This is a genomic window from Mesorhizobium sp. ISC25 (genome assembly GCF_042295465.1).
Classification (GTDB): Bacteria; Pseudomonadota; Alphaproteobacteria; order Rhizobiales; family Rhizobiaceae; genus Mesorhizobium.
On sequence record NZ_CP135441.1, the window covers coordinates 5,728,689 to 5,743,105 of the forward strand.

General features: G+C 64.6%; 13 protein-coding genes. 7 read left to right on the forward strand and 6 right to left on the reverse strand.

The window, feature by feature from the left end:
* Positions 1 to 9 precede the first annotated feature (9 nt).
* Positions 10 to 1,809, reverse strand: a complete 1,800-nt coding sequence (locus tag RQ479_RS28205) for a cation:proton antiporter (protein ID WP_376703184.1) — start codon at positions 1,807 to 1,809, stop codon at positions 10 to 12.
* A gap of 226 nt (positions 1,810 to 2,035) precedes the next feature.
* Entirely contained in the window at positions 2,036 to 2,485 is a 450-nt protein-coding gene (locus tag RQ479_RS28210; protein ID WP_376703185.1) for a host attachment protein, read from the reverse strand.
* A 440-nt stretch (positions 2,486 to 2,925) separates the two neighbouring features.
* Between RQ479_RS28210 and cysG the strand changes: the two genes are divergently transcribed.
* The 6 genes from cysG to RQ479_RS28240 all read left to right on the forward strand — a co-directional run bounded on the left by cysG (position 2,926) and on the right by RQ479_RS28240 (position 8,672).
* Entirely contained in the window at positions 2,926 to 4,377 is a 1,452-nt protein-coding gene (gene cysG, locus RQ479_RS28215) for a siroheme synthase CysG (protein ID WP_376703186.1), read from the forward strand.
* Complete coding sequence (locus RQ479_RS28220) at positions 4,374 to 4,679, forward strand: DUF2849 domain-containing protein (RefSeq protein ID WP_376703187.1); 306 nt, start codon at positions 4,374 to 4,376, stop codon at positions 4,677 to 4,679. The genes cysG and RQ479_RS28220 overlap by 4 nt, the downstream gene beginning before the upstream one ends.
* A gap of 73 nt (positions 4,680 to 4,752) precedes the next feature.
* Positions 4,753 to 6,423 (forward strand): nitrite/sulfite reductase, encoded by a 1,671-nt coding sequence (locus RQ479_RS28225; protein ID WP_376703188.1) that lies wholly within the window; start codon positions 4,753 to 4,755, stop codon positions 6,421 to 6,423.
* Positions 6,398 to 7,162, forward strand: a complete 765-nt coding sequence (locus RQ479_RS28230; RefSeq protein ID WP_292664601.1) for a phosphoadenylyl-sulfate reductase — start codon at positions 6,398 to 6,400, stop codon at positions 7,160 to 7,162. The genes RQ479_RS28225 and RQ479_RS28230 overlap by 26 nt, the downstream gene beginning before the upstream one ends.
* A 215-nt stretch (positions 7,163 to 7,377) precedes the next feature.
* Positions 7,378 to 7,914, forward strand: a complete 537-nt coding sequence (locus RQ479_RS28235) for a DUF934 domain-containing protein (protein ID WP_376703189.1) — start codon at positions 7,378 to 7,380, stop codon at positions 7,912 to 7,914.
* Between the two features lie 137 nt (positions 7,915 to 8,051).
* On the forward strand, positions 8,052 to 8,672 hold the full coding sequence (locus RQ479_RS28240; RefSeq protein ID WP_376703190.1) for a DJ-1/PfpI family protein: 621 nt from the start codon (positions 8,052 to 8,054) through the stop codon (positions 8,670 to 8,672).
* A 40-nt stretch (positions 8,673 to 8,712) separates the two neighbouring features.
* On the opposite strand, the gene RQ479_RS28245 is transcribed toward RQ479_RS28240, so the two are convergent.
* Together RQ479_RS28245 and RQ479_RS28250 are read right to left on the reverse strand one after the other, a co-directional pair.
* Positions 8,713 to 9,735 carry a fatty acid desaturase gene (locus tag RQ479_RS28245; RefSeq protein WP_023675248.1) on the reverse strand — a complete coding sequence of 341 codons (1,023 nt, stop codon included), beginning with the start codon at positions 9,733 to 9,735 and terminating at the stop codon, positions 8,713 to 8,715.
* A 126-nt stretch (positions 9,736 to 9,861) separates the two neighbouring features.
* Positions 9,862 to 10,065 carry a hypothetical protein gene (locus RQ479_RS28250; protein WP_023675249.1) on the reverse strand — a complete coding sequence of 68 codons (204 nt, stop codon included), beginning with the start codon at positions 10,063 to 10,065 and terminating at the stop codon, positions 9,862 to 9,864.
* A 237-nt stretch (positions 10,066 to 10,302) separates the two neighbouring features.
* Between RQ479_RS28250 and grpE the strand changes: the two genes are divergently transcribed.
* Positions 10,303 to 10,938, forward strand: coding sequence for a nucleotide exchange factor GrpE (gene grpE, locus RQ479_RS28255; protein WP_376703191.1), 636 nt, complete (start codon positions 10,303 to 10,305; stop codon positions 10,936 to 10,938).
* 136 nt (positions 10,939 to 11,074) lie between these two features.
* Here grpE and RQ479_RS28260 read toward each other — a convergent pair whose 3' ends face one another.
* Both RQ479_RS28260 and RQ479_RS28265 read right to left on the reverse strand, forming a co-directional pair.
* Positions 11,075 to 11,950 (reverse strand): GNAT family N-acetyltransferase, encoded by an 876-nt coding sequence (locus RQ479_RS28260; RefSeq protein ID WP_292664606.1) that lies wholly within the window; start codon positions 11,948 to 11,950, stop codon positions 11,075 to 11,077.
* Between the two features lie 149 nt (positions 11,951 to 12,099).
* Positions 12,100 to 14,388: a response regulator gene (locus RQ479_RS28265; RefSeq protein ID WP_376703192.1), complete on the reverse strand. Its 2,289-nt coding sequence runs from the start codon at positions 14,386 to 14,388 to the stop codon at positions 12,100 to 12,102.
* Between the last annotated feature and the right edge of the window lie 29 nt (positions 14,389 to 14,417).

The window sequence follows — 14,417 nt, forward strand, 5'->3', positions numbered from 1 at the left end:
GCGGTGAGCTTACGCGGTCGACTTCTCAGCTGTCTCTAACGGTACCGCCGGTGCCGTCGCATGTCCGATCACTACTTCGACGATCTCGCGGGCGATCTCGCGTTCGCCCATGATGACGGTGTCGGCGCCGAGGCCCTTGAGGTGCTCGACCTCGGCATCGGAATGGGCGCGGGCGATGATTTCGATTGCCGGATTGGCGGCGCGGGCGCGCAGCACGACCTGCCCGGCCTCGAAGGCGTTGGGGATGGCCAGGATCAGCCGCTTCGCACCGTCGGGATTGGATGCGGCGAACACGTCGCCATTCGCCGCGTTGCCGGCCACGGTTTCGATGCCGTCGGCCTTGAGCTTCGCCAACATCTTGTCGGCATCCTCGATGACGAGGAAGGGCAGGGCGGCCGCCTTCAGCGCCGTGCCGACAAGGCTGCCGACCCGGCCGTAGCCGATCAGGATGGTGTGGCCCGTCAGCCTCGTCCTGGGCGGTGGGCCATCCTCCTTCGCAGGCGCCGCGACCGAAGCCACCTGGCCGGGTTCGGTCGCCGGGCCGATCGGCCTTGCTTCGCCGGACGGCGCCGTCCTGCCGGCGCGTGCTTCCAGCCAGGGCTTCATCCGGTCGACGGCAAGAAACATCAGCGGATTGAGGACGATCGACAGGATGGCGCCGGCGAGGATGAGGTCGCGGCCTTGTTCGGGCAGCAGCTTCAGCCCGACACCGAGTTCGGCAAGGATGAACGAGAATTCGCCGATCTGGGCAAGGCTTGCCGAAATCATCAACGCGGTTGCGATCGGATAGCGGAAAACGACGACGATGACGAAGGCTGCCAGCGACTTGCCGATAACGATGATGGCCAGCGTCGCCAGGATCGGCCAGCCATTGCTGATCAGGCTGAACGGGTCGAACAACATGCCGACCGAGACGAAGAACAGCACGGAAAAAGCGTCGCGCAGCGGCAGCGATTCCTCGGCCGCGCGATGGCTGAGCTCGGATTCGCTCATGATCATGCCGGCGAAGAAAGCGCCGAGAGCCAGCGACACGCCAAACAGCTTGGCCGCGCCGAAGGCGACGCCAAGCGCTATCGCAAGCACCGCCAGCCGGAACAGTTCGCGCGATCCGGTATGGGCGACGTAGTGCAGGATCCAGGGGATAAGCCGGCGGCCGACCACCAGCATGACCACGACAAAGGCCGCGACCTTGGCCAGTGTGATGCCGACGACGCCCCAGACGCCGTAGCTCGCCGGCAGCGACAGCAGACCGCTGGAGTGCACCTCCACCTGCTCTTGGCCGCCGAGCACGCCGGCCAATGCTGGCAAAAGCACCAGCGCCAGTACCATGGCGAGATCCTCGACGATCAGCCACCCGACGGCGATGCGGCCGCGCTCGGTCTCGATCAGCCGCCGCTCCTGCAGGGCGCGCAACAGCACCACCGTCGAGGCCACGGAAAGCGCCAGGCCGAAGACCAGCCCCGCGCCCATCGACCAGCCGAGCATCCAGGCAAGGCCGGCGCCAAGGGCTGTCGCGAAGCCGATCTGCACAATGGCGCCGGGCACGGCGATGGCGCGGACCGACAACAGGTCCTTCAGCGAGAAATGCAGGCCGACGCCGAACATCAGCAGGATGACGCCGATCTCGGCCAGTTCATTGGCAAGGCCGGCATCGGCCACGAAACCCGGCGTGTTCGGTCCAACCAGAACGCCGGCGACGAGATAGCCTACCAGCGGCGGGACACGGAAGCGGTTGGCAAGTGCGCCGAAGACGAAAGCCAGCCCCAGACCGGCGACAATGGTGGCGATTAGGGGCGTGTCATGCGGCATTGTCTATGGAGCGCCTTCAGGAATTGCGATGTCGGACATGCGCCGCCCGAAAGCCGCCGCCTTGGCAGTATGGAGGCTGGGACAGTCGCGAGACAACCCCGCATTCCCCATCAAATCGATGACAAGGCAGCAAAAGGCGGAGAGCCGGCAAGCGTTGCCACCCGGCCGCCTGCTCCAGGCAGGCGATTGCTACGGAAACGAAAATTGCGCGCCGCCGATGCCCCGATCAGGTTGCCTGCAGCAGGCTCTCGATATCGGGTATGCTGTGGTTGGTCAGCGTCTTTGGAATTTCGGCCGCTATCTTCTCGGTGACCTCCTTGTGCAGCTTCCTGCGCATGTCGCCCAGCACCGCCGGCGGCGCGATCAGCACGATCTCCTTGAAGGTGCCGCGATGTGCGAGCTTGTAGAGCCTGTCGGCAATCTCTTCGGCAAAACGCTCCTTGCCGAGACGGTGCCAGTCGGTGTCCTCGACCGCACTGCGGTGGACGGAAGGGCCGTCGCTGTAGCGGCCGGGGCGGTCCGTGCCTTGTTCTCGGGTTGCCGGATTTTCCTGCTCCATCTCGTGCACGACCTGAAGGTCGGGATATTGGACGTCTCCACGATTCTCGAGGAACAGCGCCTTTTCGCCATCTGCCACCACGATCCACAGTCCGCGTTTCAGTCTGACGTTGCTCATGGGGCGCTCCTTTTTTGATTTTTCGAGCCCATCGCCGGGCCTTTGCCGCAGGGGCATAACCGGGCCTGGGCCCATAGGCAAACGCGTGCCGAGGCGGGAATGTTCCGGTACTCGGACCCGGTATTCCAACAAGAGCCGGCGAGAGCGCCGGGCTGCCTTTGATGGCTCGGTTGGCATCCGGCGGCTTTAATCTACTAAATTGGTAGAATTTAGAAAAATCTGTTTTGTGGCCGGCTCTGCCAGCCGCTAGAAAGCCAGCGGATCAAGGGCCGCAACAGCAGCTTCAATCCGCTCCGCATTTGAATGTGGAATATTTTTCTCTTGGCCTTCATGCTTGCAGAAAAGAGATTGCCTGCTACGAAGCGATGCGCGAGTGGGTGCCTTCTGGTTTTTCGCGCCCCCGCGTAGAACTGGCAAACGGTTCCAGGATTCCGCTCGTCATGCCGCAAGCCACGCCCAAGCTCAATGCCTTTCCCGTCTTCATGCGGGTCGAGGGCGAAGCCGTAGCCATAGTCGGCGGCGGCGAGGAGGCGCTGGCCAAGGCGCGGCTGCTCGCTCAGTCGAGCGCTGTGCTGCGCATCGTCAGCGATGCCGCAAGCGCCGATCTGCTGGCCTTTATCGCCGAGACGGGGGCCACCCACATTGCCGACGCCTACGATGCAGCACATCTCGCCGGTGCGGTGATGGTGTTTGCCGCCAGCGGCAATGAGGCGCTCGACAGCCGCGTTGCCGGGGATGCGCGCCGGCTGGGCATTCCGGTCAATGCCGTCGACCGGCCGGAGCTGTGCGATTTCTTCACGCCGGCACTGGTCAACCGCGCGCCGGTCGCCATCGCCATCGGCACCGAAGGCGCCGGCCCGGTGCTGGCGCAGATGCTGCGCAGCCGCATCGACCGCATGCTGGCGCCCTCGCTCGGGCCGCTCGCAGCCCTTGCCGCATCGTTTCGCGGCGCCGCCGAAAAACTGTTGCCGAAAGGCAATGCCCGCCGCCGCTTCTGGAGCGAATTCTTTGGCGGCGCGCCGGCCCGTGCCGTGGAGGCCGGCGAGCTTTCGCAGGCGCATGATGCCGCCGTCGGCCTGCTGCTTTCGAACGAACCGCCATCGGGCCATATCGCGCTTGTAGGCGCCGGTCCCGGCGCCGAGGACCTTTTGACGCTGCGCGCCCATCGCTTGCTGATGGAAGCCGACGTGATCGTCCATGACGCGCTGGTGCCGGAGGCGATCGTCGCCATGGGCCGCCGCGATGCCGAACGCCTGCCGGTCGGCAAGCGCAAGGGCTGCCACTCCAAGAGCCAGGCCGAGATCAATGCGCTGCTGGCCGAGCTTGGCCACGCCGGCAAGCGCGTCGTGCGGCTGAAGTCCGGCGACCCGCTGGTGTTCGGCCGGGCCGGCGAGGAGATGGCGGCACTTCGCGATGCCGGCGTCGCCTACGAAGTGGTTCCGGGCGTCACCGCGGCGTTTGCCGCCGCCGCCGATTTCGAACTGCCGCTGACGCTGCGCGGCGTGTCGTCGTCGATGGTGTTCACCACCGGCCACGACCTCAAGGGAAATTCGCTGCCCGACTGGGCAAAGCTCGCCATTTCCGGCGCGACGGTCGCCGTCTATATGGGGCGCTCGGTCGCCGCCGAGGTCGCCGGCCGGCTGATCGAAGCCGGCCTGTCGCCGGATACCGCCGTCGCCGTGGTCGAGAATGCCAGCCTTGCCAACCGCCGCCGTTTCCACGGCACGCTCGCCGACCTGCCGTCGCTGGAGGCACGCGCCGACCTCAGCGGCCCGGTGATGACCATCATCGGCGACGCGGTCGCCGGCGCCAATTTCGAACGGTCCGAGCCGCTGGCGGCACACAGGCAGGAAGGCGTGGCCCGGTCTGCCGCGGAAGGAGTGAACCAATGAAAGTCCTGACCGCAAACCGCCTCGCCGACGGCATAGCCGTCTGGTACGCCAATGGCGGCTGGGCCGAGACCATCGACCATGCCGACATCGCCCATGACAAGGCGGCCGAGGACCGGCTGGAGGCGATCGGCGCCAAGGCCTCCGCCAACAACGAAGTGGTCGACGTCAATCTGATCGACGTGACCGTGGTCAACGGTGCGGTCGAGGCGGTCCGGCTGCGTGAAAAGATCCGTGCCGCCGGCCCGACGACCCGCAACGATCTGGGCAAGCGGGCCCGTCCGCAGGCCGCACGCGCGGCGTAGATGACACAAGCATGATCCCGATCATGCTCGAACGAAGAAAATAACGGGCGGACGCGCCCGGAAAGACCTGAATATGTACCGTTACGATGAGTTCGACCACGATTTCGTCAAGGCCCGCGTCGCCGAGTTCAGCGACCAGGTCGCGCGGCGGCTTGCCGGCGAGATCACCGAGGACCAGTTCCGGCCGCTTCGGCTGATGAATGGCGTCTATCTGCAGCTGCATGCCTATATGCTGCGCATCGCGGTGCCCTACGGCACGCTGAACAGCAAGCAGCTGCGCATGCTCGGCCATATCGCCCGCAAATACGACAAGGGTTATGGGCATTTCACGACGCGCCAGAACATCCAGTTCAACTGGCCGGCGCTGTCGGACATCCCGGCGATCCTGGCGGATCTGGCAAGCGTCGAGATGCATGCCATCCAGACCAGCGGCAACTGCATTCGCAACGTCACCGCCGACCACTTCGCCGGCGCCGCCGCCGACGAGGTTGCCGATCCGCGCCCCTATGCCGAAATCCTGCGGCAATGGTCGTCGGTGCATCCGGAATTCTCGTTCCTGCCGCGAAAGTTCAAGATCGCGGTGACCGGCGCCGAGCGCGACCGCGCCGCCATCCAGACGCACGACATCGGCCTGCACCTGAAGAAGAACGCTGCCGGCGAGCTCGGTTTCGCCGTCTATGTCGGCGGCGGCCAGGGCCGCACGCCGATGGTCGCCAAGAAGATCCGCGACTTCCTGCCCGAAGCGGATCTGCTGTCCTATTGCACAGCGATCCTGCGCGTTTACAACCTCTACGGCCGTCGCGACAACAAATTCAAGGCGCGCATCAAGATCCTGGTCCATGAGACCGGCGTCGAGGAGATCACCCGTCAGGTCGAGGCCGAATGGCAGGAATTGAAAGACGCCGAGCTGAAGCTGCCGGAAGAAGACATCCGTGCCATCGACGCCTATTTCGCGCCGCCGGCGCTTGTCGACCGGCCGGAAGGCGACGAGGCGGTCAAGCTTGCCCGCCTCGACTCCAAGAGCTTTTCCGAATGGCTGGACCAGAATGTGGTCACCCATCGCCATCCCGACTACGCGGCGGTGACCATCTCGCTCAAGGGCATCGGCGAGACGCCGGGCGACGCCTCCGACAGCCAGATGGAAGCGGTCGCCGACATTGCCGAAAAATATTCATTCGACGAGCTGCGCGTCAGTCACGAGCAGAACCTGATCCTGCCGCATGTAGCGCGTGCCGACCTCAAGGCGGTCTACGACGCGCTTGTCGATATCGGGCTGGCGACGGCGAATTCCAACCTGATCAGCGACATCATCTCCTGTCCCGGCCTCGATTATTGCGCGCTGGCGACGGCGCGCTCGATTCCCGTGGCGCAGGAAATTTCGCGGCGCTTCGCCTCGCTGGAGCGCCAGCGCGAGATCGGCGAATTGAAGCTGAAGATTTCCGGCTGCATCAATGCCTGCGGCCATCACCATGTCGGCCATATCGGCATCCTCGGCGTCGAGAAGAAAGGCGCCGAGCTCTACCAGGTGACGCTCGGCGGCTCGGCCGACGAGAACACCTCGGTCGGCGAGATCATCGGCCGCGGCTTCAGTTCGGAAGAGATCACCGATGCCATCGAGCAGATCGTCGAGACCTATCTCGGGCTTCGGCTGGACAGAAACGAACGATTCATCGACGCCTACCGCCGAGTCGGTCCCACGCCGTTCAAGGAGGCGCTCTATGCTGGCGAAACCAAGGCCGCTTGACCGGATCGTCGACGTCGAGGCCGGCATCGCCGCCGAAGCGGCGGGCCTCGACGCGCTCTATGGCCACCTGAAGCCGCTGGAGATCATCGAGCGGTCGGCCCGGGAATTCTTTCACGGCGAAATCGCCGCCGTCTCGTCCTTCGGCGCGGATTCGGCGGTGCTGCTGCACATGATCGCCGAGATCGACCGCACGCTGCCGGTGATCTTTCTCGACACCGGCAAGCATTTCGAGGAGACCCTCGGCTATCGTGACGCGCTGGTCGCCGATTTCGGGCTGACCGATATCCGGGTGATCAGGCCCGACGATGCGGCACTGGCAAGGATCGACCCGACCGGCAATCTGAACGAGACCGATACCGACGCCTGCTGCGACGTGCGCAAGGTCGAGCCGCTGGCGCGCGGCGTCGAGCCGTTCCGCGCATGGTTCACCGGACGCAAACGCTTCCAGGCGGCGACCCGGGCAGCGCTCCCGGTGTTCGAGGCGGTCGGCTCGCGCATCCGCATCAATCCGCTGGCGCACTGGACGACATCAGACCAGGCCGGCTACATGCGCGCACATGCGCTGCGTGAAAACCCGCTGGTCGCCTATGGCTATCTGTCGATCGGCTGCTTCCCATGCACGCAGCCGGTTCAGCCGGGCGACGACGCGCGCAGCGGCCGCTGGGCCGGGCACGCCAAGACCGAATGCGGCATTCATTTGTCGGGGCTGGAAAGGTCGCTGACCGACGCCTCGCTTTAGGGTATGTTGATATTCAGGTGATGCCGGCCTGCAAACGGCGGCTTCCTGCGCTTCCGGCGCTCACGTACCAAAAGTACGCTCCGCTCCGGTTCTCGGAAGCCACGCAGATTGGTCGCTTCGCGCCCGCCTTCGGCTCCGGCTCGGCCTGACCTGAATCTCAACACACCCTGAGGTGTTTTGCACTTTAGAACCTTGTGGACTTGGGAAATTTCTTGATGAGCGACTTGATAGCCGAAAACGCCACGCGGCTGTGGACACCGGATGGGTTCCGCGAGGACGAGTGGGTTCATGCCGAAAGCGCCGAGGCGCTGGTCGGCAATGGCCGTTTCATCCTGCCGCTGCAGGCGTTTCTCGGCCTCAATCCGGAGGTGCGGCGGTCGGCGAAGGAACGCATCGGCGTGCTGCTGCAGCCCGGCGACCAGCTCGAAAAGATCGCCGGCCTGCTCGATCAGCTGTCGCTGGTGGCGCTGGCCTTCCCGGCGTTCAATGACGGCCGCTCGTTCTCCAAGGGCGAATTGCTGCGCAGCCGGTACCACTTCACCGGCGCCATGCGCGCCACCGGGCAAGTGCTGGTCGACCAGCTGCCGCACATGCTGCGCCTCGGCTTCGACGAATTCGAGATCTCGCACCCGGTGCTGCTGAAGCGGCTCGAGCAAGGCCGCACTGGCGGACTGCCGCTGTCGTATCAGCCGGCGGTAAAGCCGGAGGCCAAAGGCCCGAAATATTCCTGGCGGCGGGTGCGCGCCGGCTGATCCGCTCCAGAGGGCCAGAAACCCTATCTGGTCGGACCACATTCCCGATTCAGCCTTTTATTTTGCGCCTCTCCACCTTACGATAGGCCTATTATTTCGCGCTCCGAATAAATGTGGCCACAAGGGAGGAACCGGATATGGCTGGCAAGAAGATATTGATGCTCGTTGGCGAGTTCAGCGAGGAATACGAGATTTTCGTCTTTGAACAGGCCATGCATGCGGTGGGCCACACCGTCCACGTCGTCTGTCCCGACAAGAAGGCCGGCGATATCCTGAAGATCTCGCTGCACGACTTCGAAGGCCACCAGACCTACACGGAAAAGCTCGGCCACGACTACATCCTCAACAAGACGTTTTCCGAGGTCAATCCCGCCGAATACGACGCCGTCTACGCGGCGGGCGGGCGTGGGCCGGAATATATCCGTATCGACAAGCGCGTGCAGGCGCTGGTGCGGCATTTCCATGAAGCGGGAAAACCGATCTTCACCATCTGCCACGGCGTGCAGATCCTGATCGCGGTCGACGGCGTGGTGCGCGGCCGCGAAGTCGCGGCGCTGCAATATTGCGAGCCGGAAGTCACGCTGGCCGGCGGCATCTATATCGATGTTGCGCCGACCGGCGCTCATGTCGACGGCAATCTTGTGTCGGCCAAGGGCTGGCCGGGCCTTGCCGCCTTCATGCGCGAATGCCTGAAAGTGCTGGGCACCGAGATCCGCCAGGGCGAGACCCTCATGCGCGACCAACGCCAGGCGGCTTAAGCTGGAATTTGCCCGCCGCACCCTTGGTGCGGCGGTGCGTCTACACGGCCATCCGCGCTTCGCGGAACGATACCAGTTTGCTGCGGCTCTCGTCCCACAGCGCCAGCTTGACGCAGCGCAGGCTGTCGAGAAGCGTGACGCGGCCGATCTCACGCAGCTCCGGATAGTCCCTCAGCACTTCCGGAAGCCGATAGCATGGCACCTTGGCCGAGAGGTGGTGCACGTGGTGGACGCCGATATTGCCGGTAATCCAGTTCAGCACCGGCGGCAGGTCGTAATAGGACGAGCCGTGCAGGGCTGCGTGCTGGAATTCCCACTCGGAGTCCTTTGTCCACTCCGTCTCCTCGAACTGGTGCTGGACATAAAACAGCCAGATGCCGGCCGATCCGGCGAGGATGACGATCGGCAAATGCACGACCAGGAACGCGCCAGGGCCAACGAACCAGATGAGCAGCGCGGCGATGACCGCGATAGCGAGATTGGTCGACATCGACGACACCCAGGGGGTGAGGCCGCCCCGCATCATGCCCAACGGCAATCTCTGCTCGAAAATGAAGATCCATATCGGGCCAAGGCCAAACATCACCAGCGGATGGCGATAGAGGCGATAGGCGAGCCGGCCCCGCCACGAAAGTTGCCGGTATTCGGCGACGGTCAGTGTCTTGATGTCGCCGGTGCCGCGCTCGTCGAGATTGCCGGCGCTGGCGTGATGGGTTGCGTGGGCGCGGCGCCAGCAATCGTAGGGCGTCAGCGTCAGCACGCCAAGCACGCGGCCGATCCAGTCGTCGGCATAGCGGTTGGCAAAGAAGGACCCGTGGCCGCAATCGTGCTGGATCATGAAGATCCGCACCAGAAAGCCGGCTGCCGGAAGGATGAGGACCAGACCCCACCAATGGCCATAGGCATAGGCGGCCGAGGACAGTGCCCACAGCGTCGCGAAGGGGATGAGGGTGATGGCGAGTTCGACGGCGCTGCGACGCCTGTCGGGCTTTTTATAGCGCGACAGGATTTTCAACCAGGCGCGCTTGCTGTTTGCCACAGCTTCGGGGGAAATCATGTTCATCATGAAACATAGGCGGAGCGGCGCGCTGCCGCAAGGCGGAGATCACGCAAAGTTACTGCGCGTAAATGTCGCGCGATAGCAAGGAATGCCGGCCACAATCGCCGGGCGCGGCGCCGGCAACGGCGCCTACCGACGGCGCCCGCCTGCGACCACCTTGGCTTCCACGCCGTCCAGGCGGTCGAGCAATTCCTTCAGACGGTCGGGAATATCGGACTCCGTGCGGAAGGCCGGCAAGGTGCGCAGAAAGCGCTTGGTCGCCTCGGTGCCGAGCTGGCGCCGGATATCGGCGGCGAGCCCGTCGCGTTTTTCGCCGTTCCTGCGGGGCATCATCTCAAAATCCTGTGTCGGCTTCGAAACTCTTCCAAGGGAGGAATGGTTCCCGCATTGTAGTAGCCTGGCAAGCAAAGCCGGCGGTCACGGTAAAGTTTGAATTAAAATCGAAAGGTTTGCGCCGTCGGTCATCAAGCCGCGACAGCGGCTGGAGTAGCGCTTGCCCCTTGATTTTTGGCCGCTAAACCTCGATATCGGGCGCAAATCCACACCATTCGAAAATGACGGGAAACGGCGATGAGCGACCAGGCAAAAGACGAACGCGTGCCCGATGAAGCCGAGAAGACCGAGGCTGCCGCGGAGCCAAGGGAAAGCGGCGTCGACGGCGACTATGAAGCGCTTGTGCGGCTTCTGAAGGAAAACGAAGAGCTGAAGGATCGCGCGCTGCGCGTCGCGGCCGACATGGAGAATTTGCGCCGCCGCACGGCCCGAGACGTCCACGATGCGCGCGCCTATGCGGTTGCCAACTTTGCCCGCGACATGCTTTCGGTGTCAGACAATCTGCGCCGTGCTCTGGATGCCATCCCGGAGGAGGCCAAGGCGTCGGGCGATCCCGGTTTCAAGGCGCTGATCGACGGCGTCGAGATCACCGAGCGCGCCATGCTGTCGGCGCTGGAGCGCCACGGCGTGAAGAAGCTTGAGCCCGAGGGTGAGAAATTCGATCCGAATTTCCACCAGGCGATGTTCGAGGTGCCCAATCCCGACGTGCCGGCCAACACGGTCGTCCAGGTCGTGCAGCCCGGCTATTCGATCGGCGAGCGCGTGCTGCGGCCGGCCATGGTCGGCGTCGCCAAGGGCGGTCCCAAGCATGTGGCAAGCGAAGCGCCGGTCGAGCCGGGGCCGGTCAACGAGCAGGCTGAGAAGGATGCGTAAGTTAGGGGAGTAGGGGAATAGGGCAGTACGGGAGTAGGGAATAACGCTACGTCGGGTAGAGTACAGCAATTGCCTACTCCGGCCGTTGCCTTCTCTCCGCCTACTCCCCTACTGCCTTATTCCCCTACTGCCTTACTCAGGCCGCAAACCGCTGCGCTTCCCCGCCATAATAATTGACGTAGCGGGCGCCGATCTCCTTGACCGGCATCACCACGAACACGTCGACCGTCGAGAATTCACGGTCGATGACGCAGCCGTCGCCAATGCGCGCGCCGACGCGCAGATAGCCCTTCACCAGCGGCGGCATCGCGGCGATCGCCGCCTTGGCATTGACGGCCTCGATCGGCATCAGATCCATGGAACAATAGCGCCCGGCGACGGCACGCACGTCCCACGATGAATTCGTCCGGCAGTGGTGGGCAAGATAGGTCAGCGCCTCGGCATGTGCCGCCGGCACGGTGCCGTGGAACGACGCGCAGCCGGTCATCACGCCGATGCCGTAATGGTTGATATAAGCCCAGATGCCTTGCCACAGCGCCTCGATGGTGCGCTTCGAGCGGTATTCCGGCAGAACGCAGGAGCGGCCGAGCTCGAGGAAGCGCTGGCCGGGATGCCGCGCGATCAGCTTGGTCAGCTCGAATTCGCCTTCGGAATAGAAGCCGCCGGCGGCCGCGGCAATCTCCTGCCGCAGCAGGCGGTAGGTGCCGACGATGCGGCGGTGCTCGGGGCCGGAAAGCGAAGTGTCGAAGACCAGCAGATGGTCGCAGAGGGGATCGAAGCGATCGGCATCGCGGCGGTCCTGCATCTGGAACAGGTCCTTCCTGGCACCAAGCTCGTCGTAGAACACCCGGTAGCGCACTTCCTGCGCGGCAGCGATCTCGGCCTCGTTGCGGGCGAGCCGCACTTCGAGATTGCCGATGCGGCCGAGCGATGCGCCTTTTATGACGGCATCGGCGTTCCGGCCGACGAGCAAAGGCCCGCTGGCGTTCGGCCGAGCATCACATTCCGGCATGACTGTATGCACGAGTGATTCTCCTTCGAGCCATCCCTCTTGGCACGGGGATACGTTGTAGGTGCAACAGGATTGTGACAGTACCGTGATACGGCTCTGCGGGCAATACTTCGTCGGCTGGGTAATCTATCAACCGTCTATGTTGTGCCTCAGGCGGCCACTTGGCCCTCGACCGCATGAACCAGGGCATCGGGGTCGAGCGGCTTGGTGACGAAGCCGCTGGCACCGTGAGCGAGCACGGCGTGGCGGGTCTTTTCTTGGCTGTCGGCCGACAGCACCATAATCGGCACCGGCGGCACCGCGGTCTCCTCCTCATGGCGGCGGATGGCGGCGATGGCGTCGAGACCGTCCATGACAGGCATGTGCAAGTCCATCAGCACCACGTCGTAGCGGTGCTTGTGGCCGGTGCTGATGACCGCCTCGACGGCGGCCTTGCCGTTGCCGACCACTTTCACGCGATGCCCGGCCTTCAGCAGCGTGGCGCGGGCCAGCATGGCGTTGATGTCGTTGTCCTCGGCGATCAGCACCGACAGGCCCTGCTGGCGGCCGCCAATGGCGTGCCCAGCCTGCGCGCCGCGCTTTTGGGGTTGTGGCTCTGCGATGACTGGCGCATGGCTGGTCAAAAGCACGCGCAGCAATGTCTCGCCGCGCACCGGCCTCGCCAGGAAGGTGGCGTAACCGTTGGCACGGAATTCGCCAAGCATGCCGCGGTCGGTCGGCGCGATCAGCGTCACCGCTTCGCAATCGGCAAATCCGCCCTGGCGCAGGCGCCTGAGCAGCCTGCCGTCGCTTTGCTCCATGGCAGCATCGATCAGCAGCACGTCGCAGCCCTCGGCGAAAGGGGTGGCCTGGGCGGCGGTGGTGGCCATATCGACCGTGCCGCCATTGGCGCGAATGGTGCGGGCGATGGCTTCGGCCTCGACTAGGTTCTTCGACACGATCACCACATGCCGGCCCGACAGCGGGTCCTGGCGGATCTGCGGCGCCTCGACGGCGGAAATAGCGGGGATATCGAAGACGAATTCGGACCCCTGGCCAAGCCGGCTAGACACAGAGATGGTGCCGCCCATGGCGGTCACCAGGCGCTTGGAAATGGCAAGACCGAGGCCGGCACCGCCATGCGCACGGGTCGAGGTGCCGTCAGCCTGTTCGAAGTCCTCGAAGATGCGCTCCATGTCCTCCTCGCGCAGACCGGGGCCGGTGTCGGTGATGGTGAAGCGGATGCGGTCGGTGGTTTCGGTGCGGACGCGGGCGATGCTTGCCAGGACGCCGCCGCTGTCGGTGAACTTGACGGCGTTGCCGATCAGGTTGAGCAGCACCTGCCTGACCCTGCCGGGGTCGGCGGTGATCAGCTGCGGCACATCGGGTTCGACATGACAGCCGAGGCCGATATCCTTGGCAAAAGCCCGCGCCGCCAAAAGCTCGATGACATTGTCGGCGATTTCGCGCACCGACATCGGCTGCGGTTCGGGATCGAAGCGGCCGGCCTCGATCTTGGAGTAGTCGAGCAGGTCCTCGATCAGCGCCAGCAGCGCGCTGGCCGAGGTCGAGATGGCGCCGACATAGGTCCGCTGCTCGGGCGAAAGGCTGGTGTCGGCGAGAAGCCGGGCCATGCCCATGATGCCGTTCATCGGCGTGCGGATCTCGTGGCTGACGGTGGCGAGGAAGCGCGATTTGGCCTGGCTCGCATATTCGGCCCGCTCGCGGGCGGTGATCAGCGAGGATTCGGCGCGCTTGCGGGCAGTGATGTCGCGGGCGATGGCGCGATGCGAAACGGCGCCGCTGTCCTTGTCGCGCACCGACAGCTCGATCCAAGAGAACCAGCGTGGGCCGTCCGGCGTGCGAATGGCGACATCGGTGGAACTCAGGCATTCATGGTCGGAAAACGCGGCGTCGGGAACGATGCCGACATCGATGCCTAGTTCGGCCAGGGTCTTGCCGGCGAGGTCGCGCTGGTCGGTTTCGACAAGGTCGGCGAAAACCTTGTTGGCGTAGACGATATGGCCGTCGCGGTCGCGGTGGACGACGAGATCGCCGAGTGCATCGATCAGACCGTGAAAGCGCTCCTCGCTCTCCTGCATCTCCCACATGCGGTCGGCCAGCGTCTCGATTTCGGCGCGGCTGCGGGCGGTCGTGGCATCGAGCAGGGCCACCGCGCGACGCTGGGTGCGCCTGTTGCGCAGATGCATGGCGAGCCCGGCGATGGCTGTCGCCAAAAGGCCAATGGTGATGAAGATCGGCGCTCCGGTCAGATGCGACAGGCCTGCCAGCACGACGATGGCGACGAGAGTCAGGAAGGGCAGGCCTTCGCGGTTGGCGGCCGGCAGTTTCGGCGCCAGCGGCGGCGCGACGACAAGCTGCCGTCCTGGCGCCTCGGGGGCCATCCCGTCGGCTCGTTCGGCTGGTTCCGCCTCTCTGATGCCGGGTTCCGCAATCATACGGAACTCCTGCCAGACAGAGCTTATTG